Source organism: Kitasatospora sp. NPDC001132, from assembly GCF_053598415.1.
This window is the reverse complement of the sequence record NZ_JBSFKF010000005.1, coordinates 247,803-264,896: the sequence shown is the minus strand read 5'-3', so window position 1 is coordinate 264,896 and position 17,094 is coordinate 247,803. Positions and strand designations below refer to the sequence as shown.

The following is a 17,094-nucleotide window of genomic DNA, read 5'->3' as shown; positions in this document are numbered from 1 at the left end:
CGATCCGGACGGCGGCCCGATTCAGAGGAGCGGCTCGGTGTCCCCGTGGGCGATGAGGAGCTTGCGCAGCAGGGCGTCGAGCCGGGTGCGCTCCTCCGCGTCGAGGGCGGAGAGGATGCGCTCCTCGTTGTCGACGTGGCCGGCCAGGGCGCCGTCGATCAGCTCCTTGCCCGCCGGGGTGAGGCGGACCAGGACAGCGCGGCGGTCGCTCGGGCAGGGGTTGCGTTCGACCAGGCCCTTGGCGGACAGCCGGTCGACGCGGTTGGTGATGGCGCCGGAGGTGACCATCGCGGACTTGAGCAGCGCGCGGGCGTTGAGCTCGTACGGCTCGCCGGAGCGGCGCAGGGTGGCCAGCACGTCGAACTCGGAGGAGTCCAGGCCGCAGGCGCTGAAGTACTCGCGCAGGGCGTTGTCGACCCGGACGTTGAGCCGTCGCAGCCGGCCGATCAGCGCCATCGGCCCGGCGTCCAGGTCGGGGCGGGCCCGGGCCCACTGCTCGACGATGTCGTCCACGGTGTCGCGCTGCTGCATGTCCGCCGCCCTCCCGGAGCCGTCTGTCCGCGACCGCCCGAGGCCGTCCGGACCCGCCTGTCCAACCTGGATATCTTAACATTCACATACTTGACGTTCATCGATCTCGGGCGTAGAAAATATCTCAACGTTCAGATAATCAACGTTCAGGGGGAAGCCATGGCCGTCATGGACCGCAAGCGCGCGGGGATCGCCGTCACCGCCGCACTCGCCCCGGCCGCGTGGGGCACCACCTACCTCGTCACCACCCAGCTGCTGCCCGAGGGCCGCCCGCTGCTGCTCGCCGCACTCCGCGCGCTCCCGGCCGGGCTGCTCCTGCTGCTGATCGGCCGCCGACTTCCCAAGGGGCGCTGGTGGGGGCGCGCGGCCGTACTCGGGATGCTCAACATCGGGCTGTTCTTCCCGCTGATGTTCGTCGGCGCCTACCGCCTGCCCGGCGGCGTCGCCGCCACCATCGGGGCGATCCAGCCGCTGCTCGTCGCCGGGTTCTCGATCGGCGTGCTGCGGGTGCGGCCCGGGCGGCGGGCGGTGGTCGCCGGACTGGTCGGGGTCGGCGGAGTGGCCCTGCTGGTGCTCAAGAGCGGCGCCCGGCTGGACGGCGTCGGCATCGCCGCGATGGTCGCCGGGATCTCGCTGATGGCCATGGGCACCGTCCTGACCCGCCGCTGGGGCCGCCCCGAGGGCGCCACCCTGCTCGACCTCACCGCCTGGCAGCTCCTGGCCGGCTCGGTCTTCCTCGTCCCGCTCGCCGCCCTGGTCGAGGGCGCGCCGCCCGCGCTGAGCGCCACCAACCTGGCCGGCTTCGCCTACCTCGGCGTGTTCGGCACCGCGCTCGGCTACTTCCTCTGGTTCCGCGGCATCGAGCACCTCGGCGCCGGCCCGGCCTCCTTCCTCGGCCTGATCAACCCGGTCGTCGCCACCCTCGGCGGCCTTCTCGTCCTCGGCCAGACCCTCACCCCCTGGCAGCTCCTCGGCCTCCTCCTCGCCCTCGCCGCCATGCTCGTCGGCCAGGCCCCCGCCCGCCGCACGCCGGCCTCGACCCCCGCCCCCACGCCCCCCGCGGCACCTCTTGCCCCCACACCCCACCCCACACCGGCCACCACCCGCTGACCGCGCCACCACACGCCTGCGCCCCGCCGAGCCCGTCCCGGTGGGGCGCAGGCGTGTGCGTGTGCGTGTGCGCGTCGGTCGGCCGGGGGGATGAACGGGCTGCTCGGACGGCGACACCCGGGCCCCGGCGGTGGGTCAGCCGGTGGCGCGGATGTAGATGTCGGCGGCGCCGGGCAGGCCGCCGGGGATGGTGGCGACGTAGATGCGGCGGGCGGTGGGGGTGCGGGTGGGGACGGCGGTGGGGCTGGGGGTGGGGGTCCAGGTCGGGGTGGGGGTCGGGATCGGGGCCGGGTCGTCGGCGGTGGGCTCGTCGGGGGCCGGGGCGACGGCCGGGGTCGGGGCGGCGGGGTCCGCGGGGGCGGTGAGAGGGTCCGCCCGGTTTCCCGCGGTGCCGGCGGTGCCGCCCGGGCTGTCGGGGTCGGCCTCCGGCGACGGGCCCTCGGTGGACGCGGAGGTGGACGCGGACGGCGTGGCGGCGGGCGGCAGCGGGGAGGCGGGGAGTTCCGGGGCCTCGGCCGGTTCGTCGCCGCCGAGGGCGGCGACCAGGTCGGCCGGGAGCCGCGAGGCCGGGCCGGGTGAGGGGAGGTCGTAGGCGCTGAGGAAGTCGCCGAGTCCCGGGGCCCTGCCGCCGCCGAGGCGGTAGTGCAGGTAGGCGACCGGGGCGCCGTCGGAGGTGTGGGTGTAGACGGCGCCGACCGGGACGTAGAAGCGGCCGACCCCGGGGTGCTGGGACGGGTGGAGGCCGGCGAGGCGTTCGGCGCGGTCGCGGTCGGTCTCGCGGCCGGCGGTGCCGGCGGTGAGCGCGTTGACGCCGCGCACCACGAGGGCGGCGGCGACGGACACGCAGAGCACCAGCCCGACGGCGACGGTGCGCCGTAGGACCGGGCGGCCGTGCAGGGCGGGCCAGGAGTCGGTCACCATGCGCTCGGGTGGGATGCCGTCCACGGTTGTCTCGCTCCCCCGTTCGATCAGAACGCTCGATCAGGACGTCTGATCAGGGCATTCGTTCAATATGCCCGATCAGGGACGTCACACTCTGCTCGACGTGGGACCGTAGCCGAGAGTTCCTCAGCCCAGGTAGGCGGGGGCGACCGCGGCCTTGGTGACCGGCTGCGCGCTGCCCGAACCGTCTGCCGGGACGGTCCACAGATCGGCACCGTAGTCGCCGGGCAGCGCGTAGACCAGAGTGCCGTCGCCGGACCAGAGCGCCTGGTCGTCGATGTTGCGCTGCTCGGCGGTGGCGGTCTCGGTCATCGTGGCGAGGTCGAGCACGTACAGCCGCCACGGGGAGTCGGCGGGCAGGCCGGGTACGCGCTTCTTGTACGCGACGCGGGTGCCGTCCGGGGAGAGCGAGGGGCACTCGACGTTGTCGTGCAGGGCGGTGAGGGTGCGGGCGGCGAGGTCGCCGCGGACGAGGTGGGTCCGCCCGGCGCTGGCGAGGGTGGCGTAGAAGGTGTTGTCGTCGGCGAAGGTGACGCCCCAGATGTTGACGTCGTGCGCCTGGTACGGGTGGCCGTCCAGCACGACGGCGAAGTCCTCCAGGTTCTCCCGCAGGTTCCAGTCCCGGACGTCCACGATCGAGGTGCGGGTGGAGAAGTCGCTGCCCGCGTAGGAGTCGCCGCTGACGAAGACCGTCCACGCGGCGAGGTGCCCGGACGGCGAGACCCGTGAGCGGGTGGGGATGCCGGCCGCCGGGAACGAGCGGAGCTCTCGCAGGTGGTCGTCCAGGACGACGGCGCGGTAGCTGTCCTCCAGCGCGCCGCGCTGTGCCTGGAGGCAGATGCCGGTGCCGGCGGCGGCGTGGAAGCGCAGGCACTGGACGCCGGAGGCGGTGCGGGGTCCGTCCGGGTGGTCGGCGGCGACGGTGGTGATCTCGTCCCGGTGCGGGCCCCAGGCCATGTTGCGGAACAACAGCTGTCGTCCGCCGCTCTGCACCTGTAGTGACACCGGCCCCGACTCGACGGACGGCCCGCCGGGCTGGGCCTGGTCCCGGCGGGCGGTGCGGCCGGCGGCGTTCAGGACGGCCCCGGTGCCGACCGCGCCGAGCAGGACGACGGCGACCAGCAGGATGATCACCCTGGTCCGGTTCCGCAGGTTCATCGGGTCTCCTCCTGGTCGTCTCCGACGGCTTCGCGGCGACGGCGGGCTCGGGCTGCCCGCCGACGGATTCGGGCTCGCCGCCGCCCGGTCCGGACGGGCCCGGGGCCACGGCGCCGGACGGGCCCGGGGCCACGGCACCGGACGGGCCCTGATCCACGGCACCGGACGGGCCCGGGGCCACGGCGCCGGACGGGCGCAGCACCGCCGCCGCGCCGAGCACGCACAGCGCCAGCGCCCCCGCCGACCAGCCCAGCGCGGCCGGGCCGCCGACGGCGCCCCACAGCGCGCCGAACAGCAGCGAGCAGGCGAACCGGGCCAGCGCCTGCCCGGTGCCGACCAGGGCGAGCCCGGAGCCGCGCTGCTCGGCGGGTACCGCGTCGGCGGCCGCGGCGGCGAGCACGCCGTCGGTGGCCGCGTAGAAGGTGCCGTGCAGCACCAGTACGCAGAGCACCGCAGGCAGCCCGCGCAGCGGCGAGAGCAGCAGCCCGTACGCGAGCAGCAGCACCCCGTGCCCGGCCAGGAAGAGCCGGTGGCGGCCGATCCGGTCGGCGAGCGCGCCGAGCGGGACGGCGAGCAGCAGGAAGGCGGCGGCGGTGCCCAGCGGCAGCAGCGGGAACAGGGAGACGGGCAGGTCGAGGCGGCGCTGGACGAGCAGGTAGAGGAAGGAGTCGCTGACGGTGGTGAGGCCGAGCAGGACGGCGCAGAACGTCAGCCTGCGCAGCCCCGGCAGCCGCAGCAGGGCGAGGCCGGCGCGCAGCGAGGGTGCGGAAGTCGACAAGTCGTCACCCCGCCGCCGGTTCGGCACGAACAGCAGCAGGATCAGCACGCCGAGCGCCGCGACGCACGAGCTGACGGTGAACACCGCGTCATAGCCGTGCCGCTCCCCGCCGTCGGCGAGCAGCGGCCCGCCGGCCAGCCGCAGCACCAGGAAGGCGGTGAGCGGGCCGAGCAGGGCGCCGGCCGTGTCCATCGCCCGGTGCACGCCGAACGCCCGGCCACGGTGCGCCGGTTCGGTGGCGAGCGAGATCATCGCGTCCCGCGGCGCGGTGCGCAGACCCTTGCCGGTGCGGTCGACGGCGATCACGGCGCCGATCAGCGGCACGGTGTGGACGAACAGCAGCAGGGGCCGGCACAGCGCGGACAGCCCGTACCCGACGGCGGCGACGGCCTTGTGGCGGGCGGCGCCGTCGCGGCCGCGGCGGTCGGAGAGGTGGCCGCCGACCAGCCGGACGAGGGCGCTGAAGCCGTTCTGGATTCCGTCGAGCAGGCCGAAGCCGAGCGGGGAGAGGCCGAGGCCGGTGAGCAGGTAGAGGGGGAGGACGGCGGTGACCATCTCGGAGGAGACGTCGGTGACCAGGCTGACCGTGCCGAGGGCGATGACCGCCCCGGGCACGGTGCGCGGGCCGGTGCCCCGCCGCACCGGACCGGCGGCCGGGGAGGCGGAGCCGGCCGGCGCGGCCTGCGTGGCCGGCCCGCCGGGGGCCTTCGAGCTGCGGGAGTCCGCGACGTACACGGGCGTCAGTTCCAGATTCCGGTGATGTCGGCGGCGCCGGCGGAGTTGCCCGCGTGGGTGTTGACCCCGGCCAGGTCCTCCAGGGTGTGCAGCACGTCGTAGTGGTTGTACGTGATGGCGGTGCTGCTGCCGGGTGCGACGTGGGCGCCGTAGACCAGGGTCGGGATGCGGTTGCCGGACAGCTTGTCGTCCTCGTCGAAGGTGAGCAGCAGCAGGCTGTTGTGGCTCTTCGCCCACTGCGCGTACCCGTCGAGGTTGGTCTGGAGCCAGGAGTCGCCGGTGCCGACGGAGCAGTCGTGCATGTCGTCGCAGAGGTCCGGGACGACGAACGAGACCTTCGGCAGGGTGCTGTAGTCGCTCGGGAAGGCGTCCATGCCGTACGCGCTGGAGGTCGGCACGTTGCCGAAGCCGAACCACGGGTTGTGCTTCTGGGCGTAGTCGCCGCTGCTGCAGTCGGTGGCGCCGGGGGCGGGCAGGCCCTCGTTGTAGCTGGCCCAGGTCTGGCCGGCACCGATCAGCTCGGAGGCGAGGTTGGGCTCCTGCAGGGCGCCGACGTCCACGCAGCCGTCGTCCACGATGCCCTGGGAGCTGCCGGAGAACAGCATGTAGTAGTTGGGCTGGCTGGGGTGGGTGAGCGCGTAGGAGGTGGTCAGCGTCGCGCCGCCGGCCACCAGGGTCTTGTTGATGTACGGGGCCTTGGAGCTGCCGATCACCTGCTTGTAGGCGTGGTTCTCCAGCACGACGACGACCACGTGGTCCGGCGCGGGCAGCCCGGCGGCGGCGTCGGCGGCCGCGCTGCCGGCGGCGGCCCACAGGCCGGGCGAGCCGGCGACCAGGCCGAGGCCGACCGCCAGCGCGGTGAGCGGGCGGCGGCGGAAGGGGCGCGGGAGGGCGCCGGGGACGCCGGGGACGGGGACGGGGACGAGGGTTCCGGGGGTGCGCAGTCGTGCGAAGGCCATGAGGTCCTCCGGAGGTCGGGGGCTTCCCGGGCGGGAGCGCCGAGAACAGTACGAGCACCGCAGTGTCGTGTACCCCACAACACAAGTGAAGAACAGACGAACACCTGCCGCGCGCGGCGGCCCGGGGCGGACCGGCGGCGTCGGGCACAGCACCTGGCACAGCGTCGGGCAGAGCGCCTGGCCCGGCATCGAGCACAGCGCCTCGCCTGGCGTCCGATGTCACACCCGCCACGATTGACCCGTTCCGGCCGGGCGTGGTGGGATCACCGGAGTTCGGGACGAAGGGGTGCGGTACGTGAGCGGACTGGTCGCCGTCGTCCCGCGCACCCTGGTGGTCGGGATCGGCGCGAGCAGCGGCGCCGAGCGGACCGAGGTGCTGCGGCTGTTGACGGACACCCTCCGGGAGGCCGGGCTGGACCGCTCCGCGGTGGCCCGGCTGGCGACCGTGACGGGCAGGGCGGACCACCCGGCCGTGCGCTGGACGGCCGACCGCCTCGGCGGGGTGCCGGTGGACGAGCACCCGCCCGAGGCCCTGGCGGGCGTGCCGGTGCCGAACCCCTCCGCCACGGTCGGTACGGCCGTCGGCACCGCGAGCGTGGCCGAGGCGGCGGCGCTGGCGAGCGCTCCGGGCGGCCGGCTCCTGGTCACCAAGCGGAAGTCGGCGCGGGCCACGGTCGCGATCGCCCGGGCCGCGGCACCGGACGGGCCCGCCGCGCAGGTCGCGCAGGTCGCACCGCCCGTCACGCCCGCCGCACCTCCCGGCCCGCACCAGCCCCACCCGCACCACCCCGCAAGGAGACCTCACGTGACCACCCCCGAACCCGACCTGCGCCACCACGGCGACGCCGAGGTGCGCGCCGACGGGCTCGGCCTGGTCGACCTCGCCGTCAACGTCCGCACCGGCACTCCCCCGGCCTGGCTGCGCGAGCACCTCGCGGCCACCCTCGGCGAACTCGCCGCCTACCCCGACCAGAGCAGCGCGCGCGCCGCGGTGGCCGCCCGGCACGCCCGCCCGGTCGAGGAGGTGCTGCTCACCGCGGGGGCCGCGGAGGCCTTTGTCCTGTTGGCCAGGACTCTGACGCCTCGTCACGTCGTCGTGGTCCACCCGCAGTTCACCGAGCCGGAGGCAGCGCTGCGGGACGCCGGACACCGGGTGCACCGGGTGCTGCTCTCCCCCGAGGACGGCTTCCGGCTGGGCGCCGTCCCCGAGGAGGCGGACCTGGTCGTCCTCGGCAACCCGACCAACCCGACCTCCGTGCTGCACCCCGCCGAGGCCGTCGCCGCGCTGGCCCGGCCGGGGCGCACCCTGGTGGTGGACGAGGCGTTCATGGACACCGTCCCGGGCGAGCGGGAGTCCCTCGCCTCCGTCCGGGACCTGCCCGGCCGGGTCGTCGTGCTGCGCAGCCTCACCAAGACCTGGGGCCTGGCCGGACTGCGGATCGGCTACGTGCTCGGGCCCGCGCCACTGATCGCCGGCCTCGCCGCCGCCCAGCCGCTCTGGCCGGTGTCCACCCCGGCGCTGGCCGCCGCCGAGGTGTGCAGCGGCCCTGCGGCGCTCGCCGAGGCGGACCGGGCGGCGGCCGAACTCGCGCTCCGGCGTGACCACTTGGTGAAGGGCCTGGCCGCCTTCCGCTCGGTGCGGCTGTACGGCGAACCGGCCGCCTCCTTCGTCCTGGTGCGAATGCCGGAGGCGGCCGCCGTCCGGCAGCGGCTGCGCGAGCACGGCTTCGCCGTCCGGCGCGGAGACACCTTCCCGGGGCTGGGCGAGGAGTGGCTGCGGATCGCCGTCCGGGACGAGGCGACCACCGACCACTTCCTCAACGCCCTTGAGGCCGTGCTCGGTTCGGCCTGACCGCCGGAGGGGCCCGGCCGGCCGTCCAGGCGCCCGGCGAACGGCCGAACAGGAACCCCTACCGGAGTCCGAGCGCCTCCGCCGCCAGGGCGGTGCCCCGCACCCGCGCCGCGATCTTGGCGAAGGCGGTCTCACGCGCGGTGGAGGTGTCGTCGGCGAACGGCGAGAACCCGCAGTCGTCGGTGGTGCCGAGCTGGTCGACCGGGATGTGCCGGGCCGCGGCCAGCACGCGGTCGCACACCTCCTCCGGGGTCTCCACCCTGGGGTCGATCGGGTCGGTCACCCCGACGAACACCCGGATCCCGGGGTGGAGTTGATCCGCGATGACGGCGAGAACGCGGTCGGGATCAGCCTCGCTCGCCAGCTGCACGTAGAAGTTGCCGACCTTCAGTCGGAAGAGCTTCGGCAGCAGCTCGGCGTAGTCGACGTCCAGGCTGTGGGTGGAGTCCTGGTCCCCGCCCGGGCAGGTGTGCACGCCGAGGCGGGCACGCTCCTCCTCGGTGAACCGGTCGAGCACCCGGTTGTTGAGCGCCACGAAGTCGTCCAGCAGACCGCCCGACGGGTCCAGCTTGAGCGACAACCGCCCCTCGGTGAAGTCGAGTTGGACGACGTTGGCGCCCGCGTCCAGGCAGCCCCTGATGTCGGCCTCGGCCTCGTCGGCCAGGTCCTTCAGGAAGTCCTCGCGCGAGTAGCCGTCGATGCCGTCGGCCGGGTAGAGCAGGCTGAGCGCCGAGGGCGCGATGACGGCCTGCTTGACGGGCTGCGAGGTGTGGCGGAGGGCCTCGCGCAGGTAGGTCTCGGCGCGGACCCGGTACCGGAAGGGCCCGGCGGTCAGCCGCGGCAGCTGCCGGGTGTGCCCGTCGGCGAAGGGGATGACGGCGCCGTTCCCGTCGAGGGCGGTCAGCCCGGTGAGGGGGTACGTGACGAAGCTCGGCTTCGCCTGCTCGCCGTCCACCAGGACGGGGCAGCCGAGTTCCGCGAGCCTGGCGAGGGTGTCGGCGGTGGCCTCGTCCTGCAGCTTCTTCAGGTCGGCGTCGGGCAAGCGGCCTTCGGCGTGCTCGGCCAGGGCGTTCAGCAGGGTACTCGGCCGCGGGATGCTGCCGATGGGCTCCGTGGGAATGGTCATGATGGGACGTTAGAAAGCGCGGCGCGACGTGCACAACGGGGCGCACGGCGCACTACACCGGATCATTCACGCCCCGCGCGCCCCACCTCCCATGGTTCACGCCCCCGGAACAGCGCGACCCTCCGCCCACTCCCGTAGCCTGGCGAAGTCGTCGGACAGCAGGCCGACCCGGGGGTTGACGTGCAGGGCGAGCGCCGGACCCGGGTGGTGGGCGGCGATCCACTCCTCGTCCTGAGGGCCGAGCTCGTCGTCCACCCAGACGAACGGGCGCCCGGCGGCCCAGGCGACCACGTCCCTGGTCTTCCAGTGCAACCCGCCCGGGTCCGTACCGAACAGGTCGGACCAGCGGATGTACGGGAGTTCGGGCAGGCCGATGTGCGGGCCTATGTGGGTGTTCGCCTCACCCATCCACCCGGTGGCCCACACCAGTTCGTACGGCAGCGCCAGCAGCTCCTCGCCGTGCGAGGGGTTGAGCCAGACCCGCAGCGGCTTGACCCGGACGGCCGGCGGCTTGGCGTGCTTGGCGCGCGTCGCCTGCCGGGCCTGGACCGCCGCCAGGTGCTCCTGCTTCGCCACCCACCAGGAGGGGCGCAGGCGGTGGGTGGTGTAGCCCTCGGGCCTCCGCTTCGGCGCGGCGTAGGGGTTGAGCGGTCCGTCCACGTCGAGGAGGAGCAGGGGCTGCTGGGTCATGCCATGAATTCTCGATCCGTCAGAGGCGCTTGACCAGCGATTTGCCGGTCACGATCGGGTTCCCGCGCCGGGAGTCACGGGCGGACCCGGGAGTCACGGGCGGCTCCAGAGGTTGCGGGCGGCGAGCAGCGGGAGCACGCCCTCACCGAACCAGTACGCCTCCTCCAGGTGCGGCATCCCGCTCAGCACGAACTCGTCGATGCCCAGGCCGTGGTACTCGCAGATCAGGTCCGCGACCTCGCGGTGGCTGCCCACCAGCGCCGTACCCGCGCCGCCGCGCAGCAGCCCGATGCCGGCCCACAGGCCGGGGTGCACCTCCAGCCGCCGCGCCGAGCCGCCGTGCAGCGCGAGCATCCGCCGCTGCCCCTCCGACTCGCTCTCGGCGAGCGCCCGTTGGGTCTCCCGCACCCGGCGCGGGTCCATCGCGGCGAGCAGCCGTTCGGTCTCCGCCCAGGCCTGCGCGGCGGTGTCCCGGGTGATCACGTGCAGCCGGATGCCGAACCGGACGGTCCGGCCGCGGGCGGCGGCCAGTTCGCGGATCCAGCGGATCTTCTCGCGGACCTGGAGGGGCGGTTCGCCCCAGGTCAGGTAGACGTCCGCGGACCGGGCCGCGACCTCACCGGCGGCCGGAGAGGAGCCGCCGAAGTACACCGCCGGCACCGGGTCCGGCAGCCGGTTCAGCCGCGCCCCCTCGACCCGCAGGTGGGGGCCGTGGTGGTCGACCGCCTCCCCCGCCCAGAGCCGCCGGGTGACGTCCAGGAACTCCCCGGTCCTGGCGTACCGGGCGTCCTTGTCCAGGAAGTCCCCGTAGGCGCGCTGCTCGGCGGACTCCCCACCGGTCACCACGTTGAGCAACAACCGCCCGCCGGTGTGCCGTTGGTAGGTCGCGGCCATCTGCGCGGCCAGCGTCGGGCTGATCTGCCCGGGCCGGAAGGCCACCAGGTACTTCAGCCGCTCGGTCACCTGGCTCAGCATCGCGGTGGTCAGCCAGGCGTCCTCGCACCAGGCCCCGGTCGGCGTCAGCACCCCCTCGAAGCCCAACTGCTCGGCGCTGCGGGCGATCTGGCCGAGGTAACCGATGCTCGGCGGCCGGTCCGACCCGGCCGCGCCGGGCGTGGAGCCGTGCCCGCCGCCGACGATCAGCCGACTGTCGCCGTTGGTGGGGAGGAACCAGTGGAAGGTGAGAGCCATGGACGGACACACTCCTGGGGCCGGTACTGCCTGAGGTCGGTTGACGGAACCCACCGACCACGACACCCGTCCGCCCACACCCGCCCCAGGTCCACGTGCAGCCTGCGCACGAGGAGGGGCCGGTCCGAAGCAGTCACGGCCCGATTCTCCGCGAACTCCCCCACCCGATCAAGGCCCACCGTCCACCCCGGACACCACCCCGTCCCGAGGGCCACACACGCGCCGGAACGCCCGCAGGCCCCCTCCTGCACCGGGAGGGGGCCTGCGGGGCGTGGTGCGGGTGCCCGGGTGGGGCGGGTGGATCAGACCTGGCCGGCCTTCTCCAGGGCCTCGCAGCAGGTGTTGATCAGGAGGCGGGTGACGACGTAGGGGTCGACGTTGGCGTTCGGGCGGCGGTCCTCGATGTAGCCCTTCTTGTCCACCTCGACCTGCCACGGGATGCGCACCGAGGCGCCGCGGTCGGAGACGCCGTAGCTGTAGACGTTCCACGGGGCGGTCTCGTGCTTGCCGGTGAGGCGGGACTGGATGTCGTCACCGTACTGGTTGACGTGCTCCAGCACCTTCTCCTGGGAGGCGCCGAGCGACTCGCAGGCGGTGATGATGGCGTCGTAGCCCTCGCGCATCGCCTTGGTGGAGAAGTTGGTGTGGGCACCCGCGCCGTTCCAGTCACCGCGGGCCGGCTTGGCGTCCAGGGTGGCGTCGATGCCGAACTCCTCGGCGGTGCGGTAGAGCAGGTAGCGGGCGATCCACATGTCGTCCGAGACGGTCAGCGCGTCGACCGGGCCGATCTGGAACTCCCACTGGCCGGGCATGACCTCGGCGTTGATACCGCAGATGGCCAGGCCGGCGTCGATGCAGCGGTCCAGGTGCAGCTCGACGATCTCGCGGCCGAAGACCTCCTCGGCGCCGACGCCGCAGTAGTAGCCGCCCTGCGGGGCCGGGTAGCCGCCCTCCGGGAAGCCGAGCGGGCGGGAGCCCTTGAAGAAGGTGTACTCCTGCTCGATGCCGAAGATCGACTCCTGCGCGGCGTACTTCTCGGCGACCTCGCGCAGCAGGGCGCGGGTGTTGGAGACGTGCGGGGTGCCGTCCGTCTCCAGGACCTCGCAGAGGACCAGGATGTGGTCGCCGCCGCGGATCGGGTCCGGCACCACGCGCACCGGGTCCAGCACGCGGTCCGAGGCGTGGCCCTCGGCCTGGCTGGTCGAGGAACCGTCGAAGCCCCAGGTGGGGATCTTGTCGGCGTTGGGCAGGACGCGAGTCTTGGAACGGAGCTTCGCGGTCGGCTTGGTGCCGTCGATCCAGATGTACTCGGCCTTGATTGCCACGTCGTGTCCCTCGCATTGCTGGGTGGTGGGTGCCCGCGTAGCGTCGCAAGCCGCCGTTTCCCGGTTGTTCCTCTCGTGTAACGCGCATGTGAACCAACCGTCCGCATTGACACCGTCACGGTGCGGGAGTGCCGCGGGCGGCACTCCCGCCGTCCCGGGTGCCGTCGGTGACGGCACCCGCGTGGTCAGTGACGACGGATGCGGTCGCGGGCGGCCGCCGTGGTCAGTGACGGCGGGCGTGCGCGGCGCGGCGTCGCCGGGTGGCCCACAGCGCGGCCGCCCCGCCCGCGACCAGGGCGGCGGCCCCCGCGGCGAGCGGGCCGGTGGCGCTGCTGCCGCCGGTGGCGGCCAGCCTCTCCGCCTTCTCCGCCTTCTCCGTCTTCTCGACCGCGGCCTGCGGGGCGGCGGTGCGGGAGGCGGTGGTGTCGGCGACCGGCTGGGCGGCGGGCGCACCGGTGGGCGCGCCGCCGCCGGTGGCCTGACCGGAGGGGACGGCCGGAGTGGCCTGGCCGGACGGAGTGGCCTGGCCGGCCGCCGGCGAGGAGGGCTTCTCGCAGCTCACCGAGGCGACGGTGACCTTCCCGGTGACCTTGGCGACGTTCAGGTTGAGCGGGTTCACCTCCACCTGCACCTCCAGCGCGGAGGCGGCGGCGGCGGTCGTCGTCACGGTCTTCTTGGAGAACTCCACCGAGACGCTGCCGACCAGCGGCACGTCCACCTTGGTCGGCCCGTAGAGGCCGACGGTGACCGGCTTGCCGAGCACGCTGAGCTTGACCGGCGCGACCACGTCGGCGGTGGGCTTCCCGTCCACCGGACAGGTCGCCTCGGCGCTCATCGCCTCCAGGCCGAGCAGCGCGGTGGCGGGCAGGCCGGGGGCGTGCACGTCGGCATTGACCAGCTTGACGGAGGCGGTGGCGCCCTTGGCGTCGACCCTGGTCACCGACTTGCCGATGTCGGCCTTGACCAGCTCGACCGGGCCGGTCTGGTCGACCCCGGCCACGGTGGCCGTCAGGACCGACCCGTCGCGCTGGGCCGGCGACTCCACCTTGTTCAGCGCGACGTTCACCGGGATGTCCACGGCCTTGTTCAACAGGCTGACGTCCAGGTTGAGTTCGGCGGTGACGGCGCGCGCCTTGCCGGGCGACGGGGCGGGCTCGGCCGCCTGGACGGGCCCGGCGGTGAGCAGCGTGCTCGCCACCACGGCGGTGGCCGCGGCGACGGAAACGATTCGGCGAGAAGACATGGCGATACCCCCACACAGATGAAACGATGAGACGCCAGTCTTCTCGAACAATCCGTCACATGAGTAACACAGAAAGTCATTTCACTCGTTGGAGTGATATTGGCGTTCTGCACTGACTCGACTCTGCTACGGCCGGCCCGCTACGGCCCGGTCCGCTACGGACGGTCCGCTACGGCCTGTCTGCTACGGCAGCCGCCAGTCCACCGGCTGAGCCCCCTGCCGCACCAGCAGCTCGTTGGCCCGGCTGAACGGCCGCGAGCCGAAGAAGCCGCGGTCGGCCGACATCGGGCTGGGGTGGACCGACTCCACCGACGGGACGTTGCCCAGCAGCGGGCGCAGGTTGCGGGCGTCGCTCCCCCAGAGGATCGCGACCAGCGGGCCGCCGCGCGCCACCAGCGCCCGGATCGCCTGCTCGGTGACGGCCTCCCAGCCCTTGCCGCGGTGCTGGCCGCTCTTGCGCGGCTGGACGGTGAGCACCCGGTTGAGCAGCAGCACGCCCTGCCGCGTCCACGGGGTGAGGTCCCCGTTGGTGGGCTGCGGCAGCCCCAGGTCGGTGCCGTACTCCCGGTAGATGTTGATCAGGCTCGCCGGGATCGGCCGCACCTCCGGCGCCACCGAGAAGCTCAGCCCGACGGCGTGGCCGGGGGTCGGGTACGGGTCCTGCCCGACGATCAGCACCCGCACGTCGGCGAAGGGCTGCTGGAAGGCCCGCAGCACGTTCGGGCCGGAGGGCAGGTAGGTGCGGCCTGCGGCCAGTTCGGCGCGCAGGAAGTCGCCCATCTCGGCGACCCGTCCGGCGACGGGTTCCAGGGCGGCGGCCCAGCCGGGCTCGACGATCTCGTTCAGTGGACGCGGTGCCATGGTCGCCACCCTATCGGCCTACACCGACAGGGCTTTCAGCGGATGATCATGCGATCGAAGGGCCGCCGAGGAAGGCCGGCGCGACGGCCCGGACCGGCCCGCGCGATGGTACGGGCGGGCCCGCGCGACGGTACGGACCAGCCCGCACGACCGTCCCGCCGGGCCCTCGCGGCGGCCCCGCGCGACTACCCGACCGGCCGCCCCCGCAGCACCACCAGCCGCGGGTCCGCGAGCACCCGGACGTCCGCTCGCGGGTCCTGCGCGTACACCACGAAGTCCGCCGGCGCGCCCTCCTCCAGCCCGGGCCGCCCCAGCCACTCGCGCGCGCCCCAGCTCGCCGCCGACAGCGCCTCGGCCGGGCTCAGTCCCGCCTTCACCAGCTCCGCCACCTCGTCCGCGACCAGCCCGTGCGCCAGCGAGCCGCCCGCGTCCGTCCCGACGAACACCGGGATGCCCGCGTCGTGCGCGGCGCCGACGGTGTCGTACCGGCGCTCGTGCAGCCGCCGCATGTGCGCCGCCCAGGCCGGGAACTTGGCCTCGCCGCCGACCGCGAGGTCCGGGAAGGTGGCGATGTTGACCAGGGTCGGCACGATCGCCACCCCGCGCTCGGCGAAGACCGGGATCAGCTCCTCGGTCAGCCCGGTGGCGTGCTCGACGCAGTCGATCCCGGCCGCCAGCAGGTCCGGCAGCGACTCGGCGGAGAAGCAGTGCGCGGTGACCCGGGCGCCCTCCTGGTGCGCCGCCGCGATCGCCTCGGCCAGCGCGTCGCCGGGCCAGCAGGCGGCGAGGTCGCCGCGTTCGCGGTCGATCCAGTCGCCGACCAGCTTCACCCAGCCGTCCCCGCGCCGGGCCTCGGCCCGGACGTAGGCGGCCAGGTCGCCGGGCTCGATCTCGTGAGCGTAGTTGCGGATGTAGCGGCGGGTGCGGGCGATGTGCCGGCCGGCCCGGATGATCCGGGGCAGGTCCTCGCGCTCGTCGATCCACCGGGTGTCGGCGGCCGAGCCGGCGTCGCGGATCAGCAGGGTGCCGGCGTCCCGGTCGGTGAGCGCCTGCTTCTCGCTGGTCTCGGCGTCCACCGCGCCGTGCGCGTCCAGTCCGACGTGGCAGTGCGCGTCCACCAGGCCGGGCAGCACCCAGCCGGTCACCGTCCGCACGTCCTCGGCGGTCGGCGGGCGGGTGAAGCTCACCCGGCCGTCCACCACCCAGAGTTCGTCCCGGACGTCCTCGGGCCCGACCAGCACCCGACCCCGCACGTGCAGCACCGCACCATCACTCATGCGCCCGCCTCGCTCCGCTCGCTCATGGCCGCACTCTACCGACGGGCGGGTGCCGTGTAAGCAGTCATGATGCGGCAGACTCGTTTCCGCACCCCACCCCCGCGAAAGGCGAAAAAGACGTGAGCCCCTTCCTCGACCTGCCCCCGCTCAGCGCCGCCGAGTTCGCGGCGATCGAGGACCAGGTGGCCGCGCTGCTGCACACCGAGGCCGACGTGATCGTCACCCAGGGCGAGGCGCTCCTCCCCCTGGAGGCCGCGATCCGCGGCGCCGCGCACCCCGGCTCGACCGCCCTCAACATCGTCACCGGCCCGTACGGGCAGACCTTCGGCAACTGGCTGCGCTCCTGCGGCGCGAAGGTCGTCGACCTGGCCGTGCCCTTCGACAGCGCGGTGAGCGCCGAGCAGGTGGCCGCGGCCCTAGAGGCCCACCCGGAGATCGACTTCGTCTCCCTGGTGCACGCCGAGGCCGCCACCGGCAACACCAACCCGGTCGCCGGGATCGGCGCCGCGGTCCGCGAGCACGGCGCGCTGCTGATGCTCGACGCGGTGGCGTCCGTCGCCGCCGAGCCGCTGCTCACCGACGAGTGGGGCGTCGACCTGTGCGTCATCGGCGGCCAGAAGGCGATGGGCGGTCCGGCCGGGGTCTCCGCCGTGTCCGTCTCCGAGCGCGCCTGGGAGCGGATCGCCGCCAACCCGGCCGCCCCGCGCCGCTCCTACCTGTCGCTGCTCGACTGGAAGGAGCGCTGGACGGACGCCGGCCGCGCCGTCCTGCCGCACGCCCCGGCCCAGCTGGAGATGCTCGCGCTCGGCGCCTGCCTGGACCGGATCGCCGCCGACGGCCTGCCCGCCGTGATCGCCCGCCACCGCGCCGCCTCCGCCGCCACCCGGGCCGGCGTCCGCGCGCTCGGCACCCTGGCCCCGTACGTCGTCGAGGACGCCCACGCGGCCCCGGTCGCCACCACCCTGCGCACCCAGGACGGCGTCGACGCGACGGCCCTCGCCGCCCGCCTCGACCCGGCCCTGCCCGTCCAGCCGGGCGGCGGCGCGCTGGCCGGCTCGATGCTGCGGGTCAACCACTACGGGCAGGCGGCCGCCCTGGACACCGTCCGGGCCTGCCTGTCGGCCCTCGCGGACGCGACGGACGCCGACCCGGCGCCCGCCCTGGCCGCCGCCGAGGCCGCCTGGAACGTGACCGTCCGGGCCTGACCCGGTACGGGCGCGGGGGCCCCCGGCGGGCGGAGCGCCGGGGGGGGCCCGGGTGGGGGGGCCGCGGGGGGCGGGGGGGCGGGGAGCGCCGGCGCCCGCCGCGGCCCCGCA

14 protein-coding genes and 1 pseudogene are annotated in these 17,094 nt (G+C 74.4%); 3 read left to right on the top strand and 12 right to left on the bottom strand.

Annotated elements, in window-relative coordinates:
* Positions 1 to 21: 21 nt before the first annotated feature.
* Positions 22 to 531 (bottom strand): MarR family winged helix-turn-helix transcriptional regulator, encoded by a 510-nt coding sequence (locus tag ACWDBE_RS09710; protein ID WP_449807645.1) that lies wholly within the window; start codon positions 529 to 531, stop codon positions 22 to 24.
* 159 nt (positions 532 to 690) lie between these two features.
* On the opposite strand from ACWDBE_RS09710, the gene ACWDBE_RS09705 reads away from it, so the two are divergent.
* Complete coding sequence (locus ACWDBE_RS09705; RefSeq protein WP_449807644.1) at positions 691 to 1,641, top strand: EamA family transporter; 951 nt, start codon at positions 691 to 693, stop codon at positions 1,639 to 1,641.
* Between the two features lie 135 nt (positions 1,642 to 1,776).
* On the opposite strand, the gene ACWDBE_RS09700 is transcribed toward ACWDBE_RS09705, so the two are convergent.
* The 4 genes and pseudogenes from ACWDBE_RS09700 to ACWDBE_RS09685 form a co-directional block, all read right to left on the bottom strand.
* Positions 1,777 to 2,586: a hypothetical protein gene (locus ACWDBE_RS09700; RefSeq protein WP_449789400.1), complete on the bottom strand. Its 810-nt coding sequence runs from the start codon at positions 2,584 to 2,586 to the stop codon at positions 1,777 to 1,779.
* A 123-nt stretch (positions 2,587 to 2,709) separates the two neighbouring features.
* Positions 2,710 to 3,741 (bottom strand): TolB family protein, encoded by a 1,032-nt coding sequence (locus tag ACWDBE_RS09695; RefSeq protein ID WP_392878372.1) that lies wholly within the window; start codon positions 3,739 to 3,741, stop codon positions 2,710 to 2,712.
* 175 nt (positions 3,742 to 3,916) lie between these two features.
* Positions 3,917 to 5,254 (bottom strand): annotated as a pseudogene (locus tag ACWDBE_RS09690) (MFS transporter); the annotation flags it as partial.
* A 5-nt stretch (positions 5,255 to 5,259) separates the two neighbouring features.
* Positions 5,260 to 6,213, bottom strand: a complete 954-nt coding sequence (locus tag ACWDBE_RS09685) for an alkaline phosphatase family protein (protein WP_449807643.1) — start codon at positions 6,211 to 6,213, stop codon at positions 5,260 to 5,262.
* Between the two features lie 295 nt (positions 6,214 to 6,508).
* On the opposite strand from ACWDBE_RS09685, the gene cobC reads away from it, so the two are divergent.
* Entirely contained in the window at positions 6,509 to 8,065 is a 1,557-nt protein-coding gene (gene cobC, locus ACWDBE_RS09680) for an Rv2231c family pyridoxal phosphate-dependent protein CobC (protein WP_449807642.1), read from the top strand.
* Positions 8,066 to 8,123: 58 nt separating this feature from the next.
* On the opposite strand, the gene ACWDBE_RS09675 is transcribed toward cobC, so the two are convergent.
* The 7 genes from ACWDBE_RS09675 to ACWDBE_RS09645 all read right to left on the bottom strand — a co-directional run bounded on the left by ACWDBE_RS09675 (position 8,124) and on the right by ACWDBE_RS09645 (position 15,778).
* A complete protein-coding gene (locus ACWDBE_RS09675; RefSeq protein ID WP_449807641.1) occupies positions 8,124 to 9,191 on the bottom strand; it encodes a cobalamin-independent methionine synthase II family protein in 1,068 nt (355 codons plus the stop codon).
* 96 nt (positions 9,192 to 9,287) lie between these two features.
* Positions 9,288 to 9,881, bottom strand: a complete 594-nt coding sequence (locus ACWDBE_RS09670) for a hypothetical protein (RefSeq protein WP_449789393.1) — start codon at positions 9,879 to 9,881, stop codon at positions 9,288 to 9,290.
* Between the two features lie 93 nt (positions 9,882 to 9,974).
* Entirely contained in the window at positions 9,975 to 11,072 is a 1,098-nt protein-coding gene (locus ACWDBE_RS09665) for an LLM class flavin-dependent oxidoreductase (RefSeq protein ID WP_449807640.1), read from the bottom strand.
* A gap of 302 nt (positions 11,073 to 11,374) precedes the next feature.
* Positions 11,375 to 12,397, bottom strand: a complete 1,023-nt coding sequence (gene glnII / locus ACWDBE_RS09660; RefSeq protein ID WP_449789391.1) for a glutamine synthetase — start codon at positions 12,395 to 12,397, stop codon at positions 11,375 to 11,377.
* Positions 12,398 to 12,620: 223 nt separating this feature from the next.
* Complete coding sequence (locus ACWDBE_RS09655) at positions 12,621 to 13,640, bottom strand: SCO1860 family LAETG-anchored protein (protein WP_449807639.1); 1,020 nt, start codon at positions 13,638 to 13,640, stop codon at positions 12,621 to 12,623.
* Positions 13,641 to 13,823: 183 nt separating this feature from the next.
* Positions 13,824 to 14,501, bottom strand: coding sequence for a uracil-DNA glycosylase (locus tag ACWDBE_RS09650; RefSeq protein WP_449789389.1), 678 nt, complete (start codon positions 14,499 to 14,501; stop codon positions 13,824 to 13,826).
* A 185-nt stretch (positions 14,502 to 14,686) separates the two neighbouring features.
* Positions 14,687 to 15,778 carry an amidohydrolase family protein gene (locus tag ACWDBE_RS09645; RefSeq protein WP_449789388.1) on the bottom strand — a complete coding sequence of 364 codons (1,092 nt, stop codon included), beginning with the start codon at positions 15,776 to 15,778 and terminating at the stop codon, positions 14,687 to 14,689.
* Between the two features lie 119 nt (positions 15,779 to 15,897).
* Here ACWDBE_RS09645 and ACWDBE_RS09640 point away from each other — a divergent pair, with 119 nt between their 5' ends.
* Positions 15,898 to 16,983 carry a pyridoxal-phosphate-dependent aminotransferase family protein gene (locus tag ACWDBE_RS09640; RefSeq protein ID WP_449789387.1) on the top strand — a complete coding sequence of 362 codons (1,086 nt, stop codon included), beginning with the start codon at positions 15,898 to 15,900 and terminating at the stop codon, positions 16,981 to 16,983.
* Positions 16,984 to 17,094 lie beyond the last annotated feature (111 nt).

Excerpts from the sequence above, each read along its gene's own strand:
- ACWDBE_RS09710 (WP_449807645.1), bottom strand. The coding sequence starts at position 531 with ATGCAGCAGCGCGACACCGTGGACGACATCGTCGAGCAGTGGGCCCGG.
- ACWDBE_RS09705 (WP_449807644.1), top strand. The coding sequence starts at position 691 with ATGGCCGTCATGGACCGCAAGCGCGCGGGGATCGCCGTCACCGCCGCA.
- ACWDBE_RS09695 (WP_392878372.1), bottom strand. The coding sequence starts at position 3,741 with ATGAACCTGCGGAACCGGACCAGGGTGATCATCCTGCTGGTCGCCGTC.
- ACWDBE_RS09685 (WP_449807643.1), bottom strand. The coding sequence starts at position 6,213 with ATGGCCTTCGCACGACTGCGCACCCCCGGAACCCTCGTCCCCGTCCCC.
- ACWDBE_RS09675 (WP_449807641.1), bottom strand. The coding sequence starts at position 9,191 with ATGACCATTCCCACGGAGCCCATCGGCAGCATCCCGCGGCCGAGTACC.
- ACWDBE_RS09670 (WP_449789393.1), bottom strand. The coding sequence starts at position 9,881 with ATGACCCAGCAGCCCCTGCTCCTCCTCGACGTGGACGGACCGCTCAAC.
- ACWDBE_RS09665 (WP_449807640.1), bottom strand. The coding sequence starts at position 11,072 with ATGGCTCTCACCTTCCACTGGTTCCTCCCCACCAACGGCGACAGTCGG.
- ACWDBE_RS09655 (WP_449807639.1), bottom strand. The coding sequence starts at position 13,640 with ATGTCTTCTCGCCGAATCGTTTCCGTCGCCGCGGCCACCGCCGTGGTG.
- ACWDBE_RS09650 (WP_449789389.1), bottom strand. The coding sequence starts at position 14,501 with ATGGCACCGCGTCCACTGAACGAGATCGTCGAGCCCGGCTGGGCCGCC.
- ACWDBE_RS09645 (WP_449789388.1), bottom strand. The coding sequence starts at position 15,778 with ATGAGTGATGGTGCGGTGCTGCACGTGCGGGGTCGGGTGCTGGTCGGG.